A 19119-nucleotide genomic window follows, 5' to 3' on the forward strand; every position below is an offset into this window, starting at 1 on the left:
CCGCACCCACCCCACCCGAACGCCTCGACCCCCTACCGCGCGCCCGGCGCCCGCCCCCCGCGCACCCCACGCCGCCGCCACCCCGCCAGCCACTGAGCCGACCCGGCGGCCCCCACCGCCTGCGCCTTCGGCATACAGTGCACCGGCAGCAGACTCAGCCCCCACCCCCCGGCAGCGACCGCTCCCTCCAACACCCCGGCATCGGGCACCAGCACGAGCCGGAGCACCCCCCACCACCACAGCGCACCGAGCCCCAGCGCCACCCCCCAGCGCACTATTCGCCCCGCCATGGTGTCCACCTCCAGCCCGAAGCTAGACCTGCGCCCTCACCCACCGGCAGGGCGCACCAACGGCACAACGGCGCACCCCAGGCACATGCGGGGCCGGCCGCGGCGCTCGGTGGGCACCAAGAAGCGCCCAGCGGTCGCCGAAGGCAGCCGCCCGCAGCCCACAGACGTCACCCGTTCTCCGCCTGGAACATCCAGTGATGTTTCTCGAGGTCGGCCGTGATCTGGATGAAGATGTCCTGGCTCACCGGGTCCGGTTCGGCGGTCGCCTCCACCCGCTCCCGCATCCGGGTGATCACCGCGCCCAGCGCGTTCACGAGTGCCCCCACGGCGTCGGTGTCCTTGACCCAGCCCTCGGGTGTCGCGCCGATGCCGCTGCTGGCGGCCACCGTCGCGGCCCGTCCGTCGGGCGGGACACCCAGCGTCGAGGCCCGCTCCGCCACGGTGTCGGAGTGCAGCCGCGCGGTGTCCACGACCTCGTCGAGTTGCAGATGGACGGTTCGGAAGCGCGGTCCGACGACGTTCCAGTGGATCTGCTTCGACACGAGGGCGAGGTCCACCAGGTCGACCAGTGCGCCTTGCAGCGCCTCGGCCACGGTCTTCAGGTCGGCGTCGGCCAACGGGCTCTTCACGACGTACATCGGGATCCTCCGATTCTTTCGACCCCACCAACCATGGCATATACGCACAATTCAGGTCACTCGAAGGTGTTCGAAGACAACGCAACCCACCCTGAACAGCAAAAGCCCCGGCCGATCCTCCTCCAGGTCTCCCTGAAGCAGCCCCGGCCGGGGCTTTCGCTCGAGCATGTTCAGCTCATGAGCGCGAACTCGTGAGCGTCAGGCGGCGACGACGTCGACCGCCTCGGCAGGCGCCTTGATAGTGACCCGTTCCGGTGGCACACCGGTGACCGATACGGAGTTCAGCATCGGACGGCGCACCGGTGCAGGCACCGGCTGGGTAACCGCTGCAGACTGAGCCAGCTCGGCAAGAGCAAGCTCGTCGCTCACTTCCCGCATGAGCTCGGACATCCGTACGTCCAGCGCGTCGCAGATCGCGGAGAGCAGCTCGGAGGATGCCTCCTTCTGCCCCCGCTCCACCTCGGAGAGATAGCCGAGTGAAACTCGGGCGGACGAGGAGACTTCGCGCAGAGTACGGCCCTGGCGCTGGCGCTGCCGACGCAGCACGTCACCCAGCAGGCGACGGAGCAGAATCATCGGTGGCTCCCTCCTCGGACCGCGTAGCCGCATCCTTCACGCCCCACCGTACCGCCTTGCGCGGCGGCCGTGCGGGGAGCGATGTCGTGTTCACTCAGGGCTGCAAACATCAAGTCCCCCCGTTCTGTTCCGTATCCTGTGCCCGCTCATTCCCGGTCTGTTCGCCCGCGAGCTCCTTCAGGAGCAGCGCGAGTACGCTCCGTACACTCTCCATACGGATTTCCGCCCGCCCGCCGTTCAACCGCAGCGCTGCCACTTTCCCGCCACCAGCGCTCTCGGAAATCGCGTCCGAAGGACCGTCGACGGCGACGAAAACCGTCCCCACCGGCCGTCCGTCCTGAGGCTCGGGCCCCGCGACACCTGTGGTCGCGATCCCCCAGTCCGCGCCGAGCGCCTTGCGCACACCGGCCGCCATCTGGGCCGCGACCTGCGGATCCACCGCACCGCGCTCGGCCAGCAGAGCGGCGTCGACACCCAGCAGCTCATGCTTGAGTTCGGTGGCGTACGCGGTCACGGAGCCCCGGAAGGCCTGCGAGGCCCCGGGGGTCGCGGTGATCTCCGCCGCCACCAGGCCACCGGTCAGCGACTCGGCGACGGCGAGCGTTTCGCCCCTCACCGTGAGTAGTCGCAGCACTTCGGCGGCCACGGAACTCACCGCTCCGCCTCCTCGGCTGCCGCCCGCCGCGCGGCGATTCCGCTCCTGCGCAGCACAACGGCCTGCCTCACATAGTCGAGCCCGGTCACCACGGTCAGGACGACCGCCACAGCCATCACCCAGAACCTCAGGGTGGCCAGCGGCCCTGTCAGCGCCAGGACATACATCCCGACCGCCACGCCCTGTGCCAGGGTCTTCAGCTTGCCACCGCGGCTGGCCGGAATGACCCCGTAGCGGATCACCACGAAGCGCATGAGGGTGATTCCGAGCTCCCGCCCGAGAATGACTCCCGTCACCCACCACGGCAGATCACCGAGCGCAGACAGACAGATCAGCGCCGCCCCCATGATCGCCTTGTCGGCGATGGGATCGGCGATCTTCCCGAAGTCGGTGACCAGGTTGTACGTGCGCGCCAGGTGGCCGTCGAAGACGTCGGTGATCATGGCGACGGCGAAGGCCGCCCACGCCCAGGCGCGCATGGCGGGGTCGTACCCGCCGTCGGCCAGCATCAGCGCCACGAAGCCCGGCACCAGGACGAGCCGGATCATGGTCAGGATGTTCGCGATGTTCCAGAGGCTGGCCTGATTGACGGCCGCAGCGCCCAGTTTCCCGCCCCGCCCCGACTTGCTGCCCCCGGGGGCACCGGGAGCACCCGCCGCACCCTTTGCGCTGGGGGGGCCGCCCGCCGCGGATGCCGGGACTCCGGTCATCTGGCCGCCTCCTCGGTACACGGGAGCGAGCCCGGGAGCGGCTCGGCCACCAGGTCGACACCTTCCGTGCCGACCACCTTGGCCTCGACGATACGGCCGACGGTCAGGCCCTCGCCGCTCGTGAACAGCACCTGCCCGTCCGTCTCGGGCGCCTGGTGCGCGGCCCGTCCGTACGCCCCGTCCTCCTCGTCCAGGGACTCCACGAGCACGTGCAGGGTCTCCCCGACACGCTCCTCGGCGCGCTGTGCGACCAGCTCCTCGGCGAGCCGGGACACGCGCGCGAGGCGCTCGGCGACGACGTCCTCGTCCAGCTTGTCGGCGTACGTCGCCGCCTCCGTGCCCTCCTCGTCCGAGTACCCGAAGACACCGATCGCGTCGAGGCGCGCGCTCGTGAGGAAGCGCTCCAGCTCCGCGAGGTCGGCCTCGGTCTCGCCGGGGAAGCCCACGATGAAGTTGGACCGCACACCGGCCTGCGGGGCCTTGGACCGGATGGTGTCGAGCAGCTCCAGGAAGCGGTCGGTGTCACCGAAGCGCCGCATCGCGCGCAGTACGTCGGGCGCGGAGTGCTGGAAGGACAGGTCGAAGTAGGGCGCGATGTTCGGCGTCGAGGTGAGGACATCGATGAGCCCGGGCCGCATCTCGGCGGGCTGCAGGTAGCTGACCCGCACGCGCTCGATGCCGTCGATCTCGGCAAGCTCGGGCAGCAGCGTCTCCAGCAGACGGATGTCGCCCAGGTCCTTGCCGTACGAGGTGTTGTTCTCGGAGACCAGCATGACCTCCCTGACGCCCTGCTCGGCGAGCCAGCGAGCCTCGTTCAGCACGTCGCTGGGGCGGCGCGAGATGAAGGAGCCGCGGAAGGACGGGATGGCGCAGAAGGAGCAGCGCCGGTCGCAGCCGGAGGCCAGCTTCACCGAGGCGACCGGGGAGCCGTCCAGACGGCGGCGCAGGGGCGCACGGGGGCCGGAGACCGGGGCGACGCCCTCCGGGAGGTCTGAGGGGGCGCCGTGGCCGGGAAGGGCCACCTCCTCGCCGGCGGCCTGCCGCTCGGCCGGGCTGATCGGCAGCAGCTTGCGCCGGTCGCGCGGGGTGTGCGAGGCGTGGATGCCGCCGTTCAGGATGGTCTGGAGGCGGTCGGAGATGTCCGCGTAGTCGTCGAAGCCGAGCACGCCGTCGGCCTCGGGGAGGGCTTCGGCGAGCTCCTTGCCGTACCGCTCGGCCATGCAGCCCACCGCCACGACGGCCTGGGTTCTGCCATGACCCTTGAGGTCATTGGCTTCGAGGAGGGCGTCGACGGAGTCCTTCTTGGCGGCTTCGACGAAGCCACAGGTGTTGACGACGGCGACGTCCGCTTCTTCGGCGTCCTCCACGAGTTGCCAGCCGTCCGCCTCCAAGCGGCCTGCGAGCTCCTCCGAGTCCACCTCGTTACGGGCGCAGCCAAGGGTGACCAGTGCGACGGTACGGCGTTCAGGCATGGGCTCAAGACTACTTCGTCCCGCTGACAGCCCACGTCGACGGGGTTGGCCGATCTTGGCCAACCCCGTACCCGCCTGCCCTATGAGCCCGTTATCCGACGACGGGATCGCCCTTGGTGTACCTCAGCCGCTCGACCTGGCCGGGCTGGAACCGGTCGTCGATCTCCTTGCCGTTCACGTAGAGCTGGATCGCGCCCGCGTCACCGAGGACCAGGTCGATCTGCTTGTTGTCCTGGAAGGTCTTGGACTCGCCCTGCTTGAGCAGACCGTCGAAGAGAAGCCGCCCGTTGTGGTCCTTCGCGGAGATCCAGCTGCGCCCGTCGGGGGCGCTCACCTGGACGGTCACCTTGTCCTGCGGGGCGGCCGCGATGGCGCTGTCGGACGGGTCGGGCTTCGGGTCGGTGGGCTTGCTGGTCTTGGGGCCGGCCGACGAGGTGGACTTGGTGGCGCTCGGCGTGGACCCCTCGGCGACCTGCGACTTCGCGTCGCTCCCCCCGGTGCCCTTGACCATGGTGAACCCGACGAAGCCGATCACCGCGACGATCGCCGCGACCATGGCGGCGGTCCAGTTCGGTCCACGGCGCTCCGGGCGGATACGTTCCGCCTCGAAGAGCGGGGCGGCCGGGGTCGGCGCGGGGCGCCCGCCGTGTTCCGCGTCGTACCGCGCGAGCAGCGCAGCCGGATCGAGCTGCACGGCGCGGGCCAGGGTCCGGATATGACCGCGCGCGTAGACGTCACCGCCGCAGGGGGCGAAGTCGTCCTGCTCGATCGCGTGCACGATGGCGATACGGACCCGGGTGGCGTTGCTGACGTCGTCGACGGTCAGTCCGGCCTCGATGCGCGCCTGCTGCAGAGCACGACCGATCGAGAGGCCTTCTTCGCTGTGCTCTTCGAACGGACGCTCGTCTTCAGGGGAGTTGCCGTCAGGGGAGTTGCCGATGGACACGGGGGCGCCTTTCGAGCGTGTAGCCACCTGTGCTGGAGGTTCAGTTTAGGGGGGGTACGAAAGGGTGGGGCAACCGGGCGGTAGCACTTTGTACGCCATCAGAATGGCCGGTCATCCTGATGCTGGGACAGGTAGCTGTCCCCTCGCTCAACTTGACGAACGCCGCAGGGAAACGGTTGCCCGCCGACTCCTAACGGGTGAGTCACGTTCACATATCAACCTGCCGCGCAGCGTGTCGCGCAGCAGCCGAAGCCGAAGCCGACGGCTCTACGCTTCAGCTTCCCCACGAATCACGGCGAGCACTCCATCCAGCTCGTCAGCCTTCACCAGAACATCACGCGCCTTGGACCCCTCACTGGGGCCGACGACACCTCGGGACTCCATGAGGTCCATCAGGCGCCCGGCCTTGGCGAAGCCGACGCGCAGCTTGCGCTGGAGCATCGAGGTGGACCCGAACTGCGAGGTCACCACCAGCTCGGCGGCGGCACACAGCAGGTCCAGGTCGTCACCGATGTCCTCGTCGATCTCCTTCTTCTGCTTGCTGCCCACGGTGACGTCGTCCCGGAAGACCGGCGCCATCTGGTCCTTGCAGTGCTGCACGATGGCCGCGACCTCGGCCTCGGTCACGAATGCACCTTGCATACGGGTCGGCTTGTTGGCGCCCATCGGCAGGAACAGTCCGTCGCCCTTGCCGATCAGCTTTTCGGCACCCGGCTGGTCGAGGATGACGCGGCTGTCGGCGAGCGAGGAGGTGGCGAAGGCGAGCCGGGACGGCACGTTCGCTTTGATCAGGCCGGTGACGACATCGACGGACGGCCGCTGTGTGGCGAGCACCAGGTGGATACCGGCCGCGCGCGCGAGCTGCGTGATGCGCACGATTGCGTCCTCGACGTCACGCGGCGCGACCATCATCAGATCAGCGAGCTCGTCGACGATCACGAGGAGGTACGGGTAGGCCGTCAGCTCGCGCTCGCTGCCCTCGGGCAGCTTCACCTTGCCGTTCCTGATGGCCTCGTTGAAGTCGTCGATGTGCCGGTAGCCGAACGCCGCGAGGTCGTCGTAGCGCAGGTCCATCTCCCGTACGACCCACTGCAGAGCCTCGGCGGCCCGCTTCGGGTTGGTGATGATCGGCGTGATCAGGTGCGGGATGCCTTCGTACGCGGTCAGCTCGACCCGCTTGGGATCGACGAGGACCATCCGCACGTCCTCGGGAGTCGCGCGGACCATGACAGACGTGATCAGGCAGTTAATGCACGAGGATTTACCGGAACCGGTGGCTCCGGCGACGAGCACGTGCGGCATCTTCGCGAGGTTGGCCATCACATAGCCGCCCTCGACGTCCTTGCCGAGCGCGACGAGCATCGGGTGGTCGTCCTCAGCCGCGTCCGCGAGACGGAGCACGTCGCCGAGGTTGACCATCTCGCGGTCGGTGTTGGGGATCTCGATGCCGACCGCCGACTTGCCGGGGATCGGGCTGATGATCCGCACGTCGGGGCTGGCGACGGCGTACGCGATGTTCTTGGTGAGAGCCGTGATCCGCTCGACCTTCACGGCGGGGCCGAGCTCGACCTCGTAACGCGTGACCGTGGGACCGCGCGTGAAGCCGGTGACGGCGGCGTCGACCTTGAACTCCATGAAGACGTTCTGCAGCGAGGCGACGACCGCGTCGTTGGCGGCGCTGCGCGTCTTGCCGGGGCCGCCCCGCTCCAGGAGGTCGAGCGACGGCAGGGAGTAGGTGATGTCGCCGGAGAGCTGGAGCTGCTCGGCCCGCGGTGGCAGGTCGCGCGGCTGGTCGGGCGCGGCCTTGGTGAGGTCGGGCACGACGGACTCGACGTCCAGGGCCTCCTGCTTGGGCCGCTTCGCGCCCGGGGTGGCCTTGGCGGCGCGCGCGGCGGGCACCGGAGTCGTCTCCTCGTACCCGTCGCGTTCCACGGTGACGCCCTGGGTCAGGTCGGCGACCAGCGGCGAGGGCGGCATCCCGTGCAGCACCGCCCCGTCGAGCGCGGCAGCGGCGGCCGCTGCGACGTCCACCGCGTCCATCGGCCGGTTCAGGTCGGGGTGCTGCACGGCGGACCGCCGGGGGCGGCCACGGCGCTTGGTGAGGGCCTCCTCCTCGGCGCCCTCGGGGTCGTACCCCTCGGGGGCGTGCGAGCGCCGCCGGGAGCGCGCAGGCAGCGCCTCGCGCCACTGCTCGTCGTAGCGCTCGTCGTCCTCGCCGAGGTCGTCCTCGTGGATGTCGGCCTGGACGATGCCCAGCTTCTGCCCGAGCAGCCGCAGCCGCTGCGGGATCGCGTTGACCGGGGTAGCCGTGACGACCAGCAGGCCGAAGACCGTGAGCAGCACCAGGAGCGGTACGGCGAGGACGTCACCCATCGCGTACGTCAGTGGGGTGGAGGCGCCCCAGCCGATGAGCCCGCCGGCGTCCCTTATCGCCTGCATGCCATCACTGCGCGCGGGCGCACCGCAGGCGATGTGGACCTGACCGAGCACGCCGATGACGAGCGCGGACAGGCCGATCACGATGCGGCCGTTGGCCTCGGGTTGCTCCGGGTGCCGGATGAAGCGGGCGGCGATGACCGCGAGCAGTATCGGAACCAGCAGGTCGAGGCGGCCGAACGCACCGGTCACCAGCATCTCGACAAGGTCACCGACGGGACCGCGCAGATTGGACCACGTGCCCGCCGCCACGATCAGCGCCAGGCCGAGCAGCAGGAGCGCGAGGCCGTCCTTGCGGTGCGCCGGGTCGAGCCCCTTCGCGCCCCGCCCTATGCCGCGGAACATCGCTCCGACGGCGTGTGCGATGCCCAGCCACACGGCGCGTACGAGTCTGTACACGCCTGCGGTCGGGTTGGGCGCCGGCGCGGGTGCGGGTGCGGGCTTCTTCGCCGCGACCTTCTTGGCAGGCGCTTTCTTCGCTGCTGCCTTTTTCGCGGGGGCCTTCTTCGCCGGAGCCTTCGTCGGAGCGGCCGCCTTCTTCGCGGGCGGCTTCTTGGCTGCGGACTGACGTGAGGCCATGTGTGTGAGGTTACCGGTGGAGACGACAGCCGACACGTGTGCCTACTGCTTCACCCGTTCGTGTCGCCCTTTCCAGGGCCCGAAACTGACGCCGACTCACCGCGAGCGCAGGACCATGACACTCAGTTCTGCGAGGGCACCGACGGCGCCCCGCTCCCCGTGCCCGGTTCCAACGCGTCCAGCGCTCGCCGCAGTCCTGTGAGTTTGCGTTCGAGATGGGCTGCGGTCGCCACCGCCGCCGCGTCCGCCGAGTCGTCGTCGAGCTGCTTGGACAGCGCCTCCGCCTGCTCCTCAACAGCCGCGAGCCGCGCCGAGAGTTCAGCAAGGAGACCGGCCGGCTCCTTGGCCGTACCCAGCGCCGCCTTGCCGCCACCCTCCAGCTGGAGCCGCAGCAGCGCGGCCTGCTCACGCAGTTGGCAGTTCTTCATGTAGAGCTCGACGAACACCGAGACCTTCGCGCGCAGCACCCACGGGTCGAACGGCTTGGAGATGTAGTCGACCGCACCCGCCGCGTACCCCCGGAAGGTGTGGTGCGGGCCGTGGTTGATCGCGGTGAGGAAGATGATCGGGATGTCCCGAGTCCGCTCTCGTCGCTTGATGTGCGCGGCGGTTTCGAAACCGTCCATGCCCGGCATCTGGACATCCAGCAGAATGACCGCGAAGTCGTCCGTGAGTAGTGCCTTGAGCGCTTCCTCCCCGGACGATGCCCGCACCAGTGTCTGATCCAGCGCGGAGAGGATCGCCTCCAACGCCAACAGATTCTCCGGCCGGTCATCGACCAGGAGGATCTTGGCCTTCTGCACCATGGCCCGCCCTCCTCGCCCCGGCAGTGCACCGGGCTCCGCCCCAGGGGACGGCTCCCTTGCGCCGCCCGTCCTTGTGCCGGTCATGGTAGCCGCACCCCGCCTGTCGCCACACCCTGTCACCGCGATGTCACTGTGCACGTAGCAGAAACGTAGCGGGAGACCAGAAGGTTCCCCGAATCCCGCACTTCTACACGGCGTCGGCCACAGCGAGTTATGCGACGTCGGGCGTGCCGCGCCGACGAATCGGCGCGCCCACCCCCGCGTCCCGGCCGCCGACACCACGCGGCGACCCGCATCCCGCTCACTCCTCACGCATCCACTGCTCCATCACGGAGAGCAGATGATCGGGATCGACCGGCTTGGTGACGTAATCGGAAGCACCGGACTCGATGGCCTTCTCCCGGTCACCCTTCATCGCCTTCGCCGTGAGCGCGATGATCGGCAGTCCGGCGAACTGCGGCATCCGGCGAATCGCTGTGGTCGTGGCATATCCGTCCATCTCGGGCATCATGATGTCCATCAGGACGACTGTCACATCATCATGCTGCTCCAGGACTTCAATGCCCTCACGGCCGTTCTCGGCGTACAGCACCGACAGCCCGTGCTGCTCCAGGACACTGGTGAGCGCGAACACGTTGCGGATGTCGTCGTCGACGATCAGCACCTTCTCGCCCTCGAACCGGATGCCGCCGCGCGACTGCGCCGCCGCGTCCTGCTGCCCCGTGGCCGCCCACTGCTCCTGAGCCGCGCCCGAGACCCCGTTCGGCTGCCCCGATAGCGCCGTCCGCTGCTCGGCCGGCGGCAACACCCTGCGGCGCCGCCTGAAGAGCGCGGCGGGCCCGTTCTGGGTCTCCTGGTACGACTTCACCTCGGCCGGCGTATCGATGTCCGCCCGGGACAGCTCCGCCTCGGAGGCGAGCAGTTCGCCGGCCTCCAGTACGGGCGCGAGCTGACCGTAGCCCTGCGGGGGCAGTTCGCTCGGGTGCAGCGGCAAATACAGCGTGAACGTCGAACCGCGTCCCGGCTCGCTCTGCGCGTGGATCTCACCGCCCAACAGGCGCGCGATCTCCCGCGAGATGGACAGTCCCAGACCCGTACCGCCGTACTTCCGGCTCGTCGTGCCGTCCGCCTGCTTGAAGGCCTCGAAAATCACCCGCATCTTGCTGGCCGCGATCCCGATGCCGGTGTCGGTCACCGAGAACGCGATCAGAGCGGCGTCCGCGTCCTGCAACGAGCCCGCCTCCAGGAGCTGCTCGCGGATCGCCACCGGAACATCCGCTCCGGCGGGCCGGATCACCAACTCCACCGCTCCGGAGTCGGTGAACTTCACCGCGTTGGACAGCAGGTTGCGCAGTACCTGCAGGAGCCGCTGCTCGTCGGTGTGCAGCGTGGCGGGCAGCTCCGGCGACACGCGGACCGAGAAGTCGAGCCCCTTCTCTGCGGTCAGCGGGCGGAAAGTGGCCTCTACGTAGTCGACGAGTTGGACCAGCGCGATGCGGGTCGGCGACACATCCATCTTGCCCGCCTCGACCTTGGACAGATCGAGGATGTCATTGATCAGCTGGAGCAGGTCGGAACCCGCTCCATGGATGGTCTCGGCGAACTCGACCTGCTTCGGGGTGAGGTTCATCTCCGCGTTGTCGGCGAGCAACTTGGCGAGGATCAGCAAGGAGTTGAGCGGCGTCCGCAGCTCGTGCGACATGTTCGCCAGGAACTCGCTCTTGTAACGCATGGAGACCGCGAGCTGCTCGGCGCGCTCCTCCAGGACCTGCCGGGCTTCCTCGATCTCGGTGTTCTTGACCTCGATGTCGCGGTTCTGCTGGGCGAGTTGCTCGGCCTTCTCCTCCAGCTGAGCGTTGGACTCCTGAAGCGCCTTCTGACGGCTCTCCAACTCGGCCGACCGCTCCTGGAGCTGCTCGGTCAGCTCCTGCGACTGCTTCAGCAGCACCTCCGTCTTCGTGTTGACGGAGATCGTGTTGACGCTCGTCGCGATCATCTCGGCGATCTGACTGAGGAAGTCCTTCTGGATCTGCGTGAACGGCGTGAAGGACGCCAGCTCGATGACGCCGAGCACGGTCCCCTCGAAGACCACCGGAAGCACGATCACCTGCGCCGGGGGCGCCTCACCGAGCCCGGACGAGATCTTCAGATACCCGCTCGGCGCGTTCTCCACGAGGATCGTGCGCTTCTCCTGGGCGGCCGTCCCGATCAGCGCCTCACCCGGCCGGAACGACGTCGGCATGGAGCCCATCGAGTAGCCGTACGACCCGAGCATGCGCAGCTCGTAGGCGTCCTCGTCGTTCCCCGCCTCCTTGCCGTCGACCAGCGGCATGGAGAGGAAGAACGCACCGTGCTGGGCGGAGACGACAGGCGTCAGCTCGCTCATGATCAGCGAAGCCACGTCGTCGAGGTCACGCCGCCCCTGCATCAGCGCCGAAATACGGGCGAGGTTGCCCTTGAGCCAGTCCTGCTCCTTGTTGGCGATGGTGGTGTCGCGCAGGTTGGCGATCATCTTGTTGGTGTAGTCCTGAAGTTCCTTGATCTCGCCCGAAGCGTCCACGTCGATCTTCAGGTTGAGATCGCCGCGGGTCACCGCGGTCGCCACGCGCGCGATGGCGCGCACCTGCCGGGTCAGGTTCCCGGCCATCTCGTTCACGGACTCGGTGAGGTCGCGCCAGGTGCCGTCGACGTCCCGTACCCGCGCCTGGCCGCCCAGCTGACCCTCGGTACCCACCTCGCGGGCCACCCGGGTGACCTCCTCGGCGAAGGACGAGAGCTGGTCCACCATGGTGTTGATGGTGGTCTTGAGCTCCAGGATCTCGCCGCGCGCGTCGATGTCGATCTTCTTGGTCAGATCGCCCTTGGCGATGGCCGTGGTGACCATCGCGATGTTGCGCACCTGGCCGGTCAGGTTGGACGCCATGCCGTTCACGGACTCGGTGAGGTCCTTCCACGTACCGGACACGCCCGGTACGCGCGCCTGCCCACCGAGGATGCCGTCCGTGCCCACCTCACGCGCCACCCGGGTCACCTGGTCGGCGAACGACGACAGCGTCTTCACCATCGTGTTGAAGGTGTCGGCGAGCTGCGCGACCTCGCCACGCGCCTCGATCGTCACGGTCTTGGTGAGGTCTCCATTGGCCACGGCCGCCGCGACCTGCGAGATGTTCCGCACCTGCATGGTCAGGTTGTAGGCCATGAGGTTGACGTTGTCGCTGAGGTCCTTCCAGATGCCGGTGACACCGGGCACCCGCGCCTGACCGCCCAACTGGCCCTCGGTACCCACTTCGCGGGCCACCCGCGTCACCTGCTCGGCGAACGACGACAGCTGGTCGACCATCGTGTTGACGGTGGTGACGAGTTCGAGGATCTCGCCCTTGGCGTCAACGGTGATCTTCTTCGACAGATCGCCCTTGGCGACCGCGGTCGTGACTTCGGCGATGTTGCGCACCTGAATGGTCAGGTTGTTCGCCATGAAGTTCACGGACTGGGTGAGGTCCTTCCAGGTGCCGGAGACTCCCTGCACCTCGGCCTGACCCCCCAACTGCCCCTCGGTACCCACCTCGCGGGCCACCCGCGTCACCTGCTCGGCGAAGTTCGAGAGCTGGTCGACCATCGTGTTGAGGGTGTTCTTCAGCTCGAGGATCTCGCCCCGCGCGTCCACATCGATCTTCTGCGACAGGTCACCCCGGGCCACCGCGGTCGCGACCTGCGCGATGTTCCGCACCTGGGCGGTGAGGTTGCCCGCCATGCCGTTCACGGAGTCGGTCAGGTCGCGCCACACACCGGCGACGCCGGGCACCTGCGCCTGGCCGCCCAGCCGCCCCTCGGTACCCACGTCGCGGGCGACCCGCGTCACCTGGTCCGCGAAGGCGGAGAGCTGGTCGACCATCGTGTTGATGGTGTTCTTCAGCTCGAGGATCTCGCCCCGCGCGTCCACATCGATCTTCTGCGACAGGTCACCCCGGGCCACGGCCGTCGTCACCTGGGCGATCTGCCGTACCTGCGAGGTCAGGTTCCCCGCCATGAAGTTGACGGAGTCGGTGAGTTCCTTCCAGGTGCCGGATACGCCGTCCACGCGGGCCTGACCGCCGAGGCGGCCCTCCGTGCCCACGTCCCGGGCCATCCGTGTCACCTGGTCGGCGAACGAGGACAGTTGGTCCACCATCGTGTTGACGGTGTTCTTCAGCTGGAGCATCTCGCCGGACACGTCGACGGTGACCTTCTGCGACAGATCACCGTTGGCCACGGCCGTCGTCACCTGCGCGATGTTGCGGACCTGCCCCGTCAGGTTCCGGAAGGCCGTGTTGACGGAGTCGGTGAGGTCCTTCCACGTACCGGCCGCGCCCGGCACCTGCGCCTGACCGCCCAGTTCACCCTCGACACCGATCTCGCGCGCCACCCGCGTGACCTCGTCACCGAAGGACGAGAGCTGGTCGACCATCGTGTTGACGGTGTTCTTCAGTTCCAGCATCTCGCCGGCGACCTCGACGCTGACCTTCTGCGACAGATCACCATTGGCCACGGCCGTCGTCACCGCGGCGATGTCGCGCACCTGAGTCGTGAGGTTCCGGAAGACGGTGTTGACGGAGTCCGTCAGGTCCTTCCACGTCCCCGCCGCACCCGGCACATTCGCCTGCCCGCCGAGCCGCCCCTCGCCACCGACCTCGTTGGCCACCCGCGTGACCTCGTCCGCGAACGTCCGCAGCGTCTCGGTCATCTGGTTGATCGTCTCGGCGAGCTGCGCGACCTCTCCGCGCGCCGACACGGTCACCTTCTGCGACAGGTCACCGCTGGCGACCGCCGTCGTCACCTGCGCAATGCCACGCACCTGAGCCGTGAGGTTGCCGGCCATCAGGTTCACCGAATCGGTGAGGTCCTTCCACACGCCGGCCACACCCGGCACCTGCGCCTGACCGCCGAGCTCGCCCTCGGTGCCCACCTCACGCGCGACTCGCGTCACCTCGGAGGAGAACGAAGACAGCTGGTCCACCATCGTGTTGACGGTGTTCTTGAGCTCGAGCATCTCGCCGGCCACGTGAACCGTGACCTTCCGGGACAGATCACCCTTGGCGACCGCCGTCGTCACCAGAGCGATGTCACGCACCTGAGCCGTCAGCCGGTACGCCATGGTGTTGACCGAATCCGTGAGGTCCTTCCACGAACCGGACATACCGCGCAGCCGCGCCTGTCCGCCCAACTTGCCCTCGGTGCCCACCTCACTGGCCACGCGCGTGACCTCGTCGGTGAACGTCGACAGCTGGTCGACCAGATTGTTGACCGTCCGCCCGACCTTGAGGAACTCCCCGCGCAGCGGATGCCCATTGCCGTCCGCCGCCTGCGCCCGCAGCTCCATGCGTGGCGACAAGTCGCCTTCCGCCACTGCGGACAGCACCCGGCCGACCTCGGAGACCGGTCGTACGAGATCGTCGACGAGCGCGTTGGACGCGTCGATCGCCGCCGCCCAGGAACCCTCGCAGGCACCCTCTTCCAGCCGCTCCGTGAGCTTTCCCTCACGTCCGACCATCCGCCGCACCCGTGACAACTCGCCCGTCAGATGCAGATTGCGATCGGCCACCTCGTTGAAAACAGCCGCGATCTCCGACATCACGCCATCGCCGGAGACCGTCAGACGCTTTCGGAAATTGCCGTCCCGCATCGACACCAGGGCTGCCAGCAGCCGGTTCAGGGCAGCCGTGTCCACCGCCGTGGTGCCATTGCGTGGCGTGCGCTCGTTGTTCAGGGACTGTCCGCCTTTTGCGCGCGTCTTGGCACCCCGCGTCGCTTCGCCAGACTCCACTGTGTCCCTCCCGCAAGGGTCGACCATTACTGCTCGGTGTACTCGGTACTACTTGATCGGGTACTACTGCTCGGGTACTACTGCTCGGCGGACCGAAAGGCACTCAGCCTGCCAGGACCTTCTCACTGGAGCCTGCCCAGTGTTTCACCCCGGCCGAACCCGGCCATAACAGTTCGGCAGCTTCGCACATCGTCCGCACACCGCCGGGACGGAATCAGCGACCCTTCGGACGGAAACACTGGTGACCGGCATCCGCACGGACCGCGAAGGTAAGTAACCTTGCATGCGGCTGTCCAGCCGCGCCTTCCGTCCGGCCTGGGCGGTGGCACGAGAACGAGCGGGCAGGCATCGGAGGGGCACCGCACCATGACCACCGGACTGCATCCTGAGGGACCGCCCCAGGATCCTCGGCCGACGGAGAACAACGCACTGCCGCGGCAGGAGCGGGTCGACCACGGAGCCTCGCACGCCGACAACCGGACAAGGAGTTCTGTGATCACCGCGCGCGCGGCCGCCAGCTTCGATCCCGTCGGGCGATCGGTAGCGACCGCCCGTTCCTTCGTCCGTGACACCCTCCAAGGCTGGGGCTTCGCCGACATCGTCGACGACGCCGTGGTCCTCACCAGCGAACTCGTCACCAATGCTGTCGTGCATGCGGGCACCTCCGCGGATGTCCTGTGTCTGCGCAGCGACGACGGCGTACGCATCGAGGTGGCAGACCGCTACCCGGAACGTGAAATTCCACTCCAGGCGACGGCCGTGAATATGGGCAGCCCCGACCGCGAGGGCGGCCGCGGCCTTCAGTTGTGCGCGGCCCTGGCCGGCCACTGGGGCGTCGAGTACTCGCCCACGCACAAACAGGTCTGGTTCCAGCTCGACCTCCCCGAGCGCCCGGTCGGCACCCGCACCGCGGGCCCTGCTCTCCCGGCGGCCCTCCTCCCGCTCGCCGACGGCCGTGTGCGCGTCGCGGTCATCCAGATCGACCGCGCCTCCGCCATCTCCGCCTGGAACGAGGACGCGGAAGACCTCTTCGGGTACTCCGCCGAGCAGGTCGTCGGCAAACCCCTCGCCGACCTCGCGGCCTGGCCGCACACCCCTGGCACCAGCACCGGCGTCGCCGAGGCTCTCCAACTGTCGCGCTGGGAGGGCAGCTACGGCATCCGCGACGCCAACGGCCGTGTCACTCCCGTCTACGCCTCCCACCTCCGGGTCCGCGACACGGGCGGCGAACCCTCCACGGTCTGTCTTCTCGTCCGCGACCACGAACGCGCCGTCCTCCAGACGCCGTTGCGCATCTCGGCCTCCGACACGACCACCAGCTCCGAGGGCCAGGCCACGGACCCCTTCGAGGTCTTCATCGGCTCTCCAGCCCCGGACGACCTCGACGGCCTCCTCCAGCGCACGGTCGAGCGCGCCCGCGACATGCTCGACGGCGACTCGGCCTTCCTGCTCCTCGCGACCGACGACGAAACGGAGTTGGAGGTACGAGCCTCGACGGGCCTGCCCTCCGCCCGCCAGCGCTTCGCCCGCGTCCCCGTCGAGGCGGGCCCCGGCCGCTACGGATCGGCCCGCATGCCCGCCGTGCACGAGGACCTGACGGTCGTTCCTGGCGCCGTACCCTTGCTCGGCGGCACCGGCATGCGTTCGGTCGTCACGGTCCCGCTGAAGGTCGAGGGGCGCCTCACGGGCTCGCTCGGCGTCGCGGCCGAGGCTCCCGGAAGATACTCCAATGAGGAGGCCCTACGCCTCCAGTTCGCCGCCGACCGCATCGCGCTGGCGGTTGAATCGGCCCGACTGGGCGAGCTGGAGCGCCTGCGCCGCGGCTCCCTGTCTTTCCTCGTCGAGGCCTCCGACCTCCTCGCCGGCACCCTGGACCGCGACCAGACCCTGGCTCTCATGGCCCAGATGACGGTCCCGACCCTGGCCACCTGGTGCGCCGTCTACACGATCGCCGACCAGGCCTCGGACCCATATCTCTCGTACGTCCTGCACGAGGACGAGGACCGCATCGACGGCCTCAAGGCGTTGCTCTCGAAGATCGCCCCGCCCGACCCGGTGCCCACCCCCGGCGCCCGCGTCTGGCCCGCCCCCGCCGCAGCGGCCCACGAGGCGGCCCTGCGCACCTCCATGCGCAGCCTGGGCCTCAGAGAACCCGCCTCGGTGAGCTCCGGCATCGGTACGACACTGGCGACGGCCTCGGCGGTCGGCGGCGAGACCGTCGTACTCCCCCTGGTGGCCCGCAACCGCGTCATCGGCATGCTGACGCTCGGCAAGCCGTCGGACGAACACTTCCGCCAGGAGATCCTGGAACTGGCCGAGGACTTGAGCCGAAGGGCCGCTCTGGCCCTCGACAACGCCCGCCTGTACTCGGAGCGCATGGCCATCAGCCAGTCCCTCCAGCGCAGCCTCCTGCCCCCGGAACTCCCTCATATCGAGGGCGTCGAGGTCGAGGTGATCTACCGCGCGGCCGGCGAGGGCAATGAGGTCGGCGGCGACTTCTACGACCTCTTCCCCATCCGCGACGGCGCGTACGGCTTCGCCATCGGCGACGTCTGCGGTACGGGCCCGGAGGCGGCGGCCGTCACGGGTCTCGCCCGGCACGCACTGCGTCTGCTGGCCCGGGAGGGCTTCGGCGGCCCGGCCGTCCTGGAGCGCCTCAACTCCGCGATCCTCGACGAGGGCGCCCGCAGCCGCTTCCTGACCCTGCTCTACGGCGAGTTGTGGCCCCAGGAGGACGGCAGCGCCGTATTGAAGGTGGTCTGCGCGGGCCACCCGCTCCCGCTCCGGCTGCGCCAGGACGGAACGGTCGAGGCGGCCGCCGAACCGCAGCCGCTCCTCGGCGTCATGGACGACCTGGAACTGTACGAGCAGACGATCACCCTCGATCCGGGTGACGTGCTGTTGTGCGTGACGGACGGCGTCACCGAACGCCGCGAGGGCACCCGCATGTTGGGCGACGACGGTCTCACGGACGTTCTCACCGCATGCACGGGCCTGACGGCAGGAGCGGTCGCCGCCCGCGTCATGCGCGCGGTAGAGCGCTTCGCCTCCGACGCCCCGTCCGACGACATGGCGATTCTGGCGATGCGGGTACCCGGCCTCCAGAAGGACTGATGCCGGGGCATCGAGACATGCGAAAGGCCCCCGCCCACAAGGGCGGGGGCCTTTTCTCGCTGGAGCCCCCCAACGGAATCGAACCGTTGACCTTCTCCTTACCATGGAGACGCTCTGCCGACTGAGCTAGGGGGGCCGGTTACCTTTCGAGGTTTCCCTCGCGGCAACGAAATAGATCATACCCCGAACAGAAGCGTGCTCCTAATCGGTCCCGTTGCGCCTTGTCGGGTCAGAAGGCGGGCTGCAGCAGACCGCCAAGCGCATTGCACGCGGAGACGATCCGCTGCATGTCCTGCTTCGTCAACGACGCGTCCACGGGCAGCGCGAGAGTCTCGTCGGCAGCCCGCTCGGTCTCCGGAAGGCACACGTCCCGACGGAATCCGGGCAGCCGGTGCACAGGCGTCTTCACCGGCACCCGGCATTCAACTCCCCGGGCCCGCACGGCCCGAGCGAAGGCATCCCGGTCCGGCCGCCCATTCCCGGGCACTCGCACGACGTACTGCTGGTACGTGTGTGCGTCACCGCCCCGCGGCGTGCGCACCCCGCTCAACCGACCGTCGAGATAGGCGGCCCGTTGCCTGCGCTGCGCAATCTCGTCGTACGGCGCCTCGGACTCCCCCAGCTCCAGCACGAGGAGCCCGTGCCGCTGCCCGACGTCCCGCAGCCGCACCAGGTCGGCCGACCGCCCGAACCGGTGCACGACGACGACGGCGACCGACCGCGGAGTCACGGCCGCCTCGACCGCGCCGGCATCCAGGCAGTACGTCACCGGGTCGATATCGGCGAAGACGGCCGACGCGCCGGCCTGGGCCACGGCCTCGGCGACTTCCACGTTCCCGAACGCCGACACGATGACCTCGTCACCAGCTCCGACGCCTGCGGCCTTGAGCATTGCAGCAGTACCCATGTCGCGGATGCTTGTCGTGCAATGTGAACGCAAAGTGACACCCAATAAAAAAGAGCTGGTCCCCGAACCGAAGTTCAGGGACCAGCTCTTCTAATATTAGTTCGGCGGCGTCCTACTCTCCCACAGGGTCCCCCCTGCAGTACCATCGGCGCTGTGAGGCTTAGCTTCCGGGTTCGGAATGTAACCGGGC

At 68.7% G+C, this 19119-nt stretch carries 12 protein-coding genes, 1 tRNA gene and 1 rRNA gene; 1 reads left to right on the forward strand and 13 read right to left on the reverse strand.

Annotated elements, in window-relative coordinates; all coding sequences use genetic code 11:
* Positions 1-32: 32 nt before the first annotated feature.
* The 10 genes from AB0D57_RS24710 to AB0D57_RS24755 all read right to left on the reverse strand — a co-directional run bounded on the left by AB0D57_RS24710 (position 33) and on the right by AB0D57_RS24755 (position 14908).
* Complete coding sequence (locus AB0D57_RS24710; protein WP_362076827.1) at positions 33-290, reverse strand: hypothetical protein; 258 nt, start codon at positions 288-290, stop codon at positions 33-35.
* 167 nt (positions 291-457) lie between these two features.
* The gene (locus tag AB0D57_RS24715) at positions 458-928 is read right to left on the reverse strand and encodes a DNA starvation/stationary phase protection protein (RefSeq protein ID WP_362076830.1); all 471 of its coding nucleotides are present in this window, start codon (positions 926-928) and stop codon (positions 458-460) included.
* 198 nt (positions 929-1126) lie between these two features.
* Positions 1127-1504 (reverse strand): helix-turn-helix transcriptional regulator, encoded by a 378-nt coding sequence (locus AB0D57_RS24720; RefSeq protein WP_362076833.1) that lies wholly within the window; start codon positions 1502-1504, stop codon positions 1127-1129.
* Between the two features lie 109 nt (positions 1505-1613).
* A complete protein-coding gene (locus tag AB0D57_RS24725) occupies positions 1614-2159 on the reverse strand; it encodes a CinA family protein (RefSeq protein ID WP_362076836.1) in 546 nt (181 codons plus the stop codon).
* Entirely contained in the window at positions 2156-2869 is a 714-nt protein-coding gene (pgsA, locus tag AB0D57_RS24730; RefSeq protein WP_362076839.1) for a CDP-diacylglycerol--glycerol-3-phosphate 3-phosphatidyltransferase, read from the reverse strand. Before pgsA ends, AB0D57_RS24725 begins: the two co-directional genes overlap by 4 nt.
* Positions 2866-4341, reverse strand: coding sequence for a 30S ribosomal protein S12 methylthiotransferase RimO (gene rimO, locus AB0D57_RS24735; RefSeq protein ID WP_362076842.1), 1476 nt, complete (start codon positions 4339-4341; stop codon positions 2866-2868). Before rimO ends, pgsA begins: the two co-directional genes overlap by 4 nt.
* A gap of 91 nt (positions 4342-4432) precedes the next feature.
* Positions 4433-5287: a RodZ domain-containing protein gene (locus AB0D57_RS24740; protein ID WP_362076845.1), complete on the reverse strand. Its 855-nt coding sequence runs from the start codon at positions 5285-5287 to the stop codon at positions 4433-4435.
* A 267-nt stretch (positions 5288-5554) separates the two neighbouring features.
* Complete coding sequence (locus AB0D57_RS24745; RefSeq protein WP_362076848.1) at positions 5555-8302, reverse strand: DNA translocase FtsK; 2748 nt, start codon at positions 8300-8302, stop codon at positions 5555-5557.
* A 122-nt stretch (positions 8303-8424) separates the two neighbouring features.
* Entirely contained in the window at positions 8425-9108 is a 684-nt protein-coding gene (locus AB0D57_RS24750) for a response regulator (RefSeq protein ID WP_153288245.1), read from the reverse strand.
* A 301-nt stretch (positions 9109-9409) separates the two neighbouring features.
* Positions 9410-14908, reverse strand: coding sequence for a HAMP domain-containing protein (locus tag AB0D57_RS24755; RefSeq protein ID WP_362076852.1), 5499 nt, complete (start codon positions 14906-14908; stop codon positions 9410-9412).
* A 366-nt stretch (positions 14909-15274) separates the two neighbouring features.
* Between AB0D57_RS24755 and AB0D57_RS24760 the strand changes: the two genes are divergently transcribed.
* On the forward strand, positions 15275-18022 hold the full coding sequence (locus AB0D57_RS24760) for a SpoIIE family protein phosphatase (protein WP_362076855.1): 2748 nt from the start codon (positions 15275-15277) through the stop codon (positions 18020-18022).
* A 60-nt stretch (positions 18023-18082) separates the two neighbouring features.
* Here AB0D57_RS24760 and AB0D57_RS24765 read toward each other — a convergent pair.
* The 3 genes from AB0D57_RS24765 to rrf form a co-directional block, all read right to left on the reverse strand.
* Positions 18083-18158: transfer RNA gene (locus AB0D57_RS24765), tRNA-Thr, on the reverse strand.
* Positions 18159-18251: 93 nt separating this feature from the next.
* The gene (locus AB0D57_RS24770) at positions 18252-18914 is read right to left on the reverse strand and encodes a DegT/DnrJ/EryC1/StrS family aminotransferase (protein WP_362076864.1); all 663 of its coding nucleotides are present in this window, start codon (positions 18912-18914) and stop codon (positions 18252-18254) included.
* Positions 18915-19028: 114 nt separating this feature from the next.
* Positions 19029-19119 (reverse strand): 5S ribosomal RNA (rrf, locus tag AB0D57_RS24775); the annotation flags it as partial.

Source organism: Streptomyces sp. NPDC048275, from assembly GCF_040652275.1.
Taxonomy (GTDB): Bacteria; Actinomycetota; Actinomycetes; order Streptomycetales; family Streptomycetaceae; genus Streptomyces.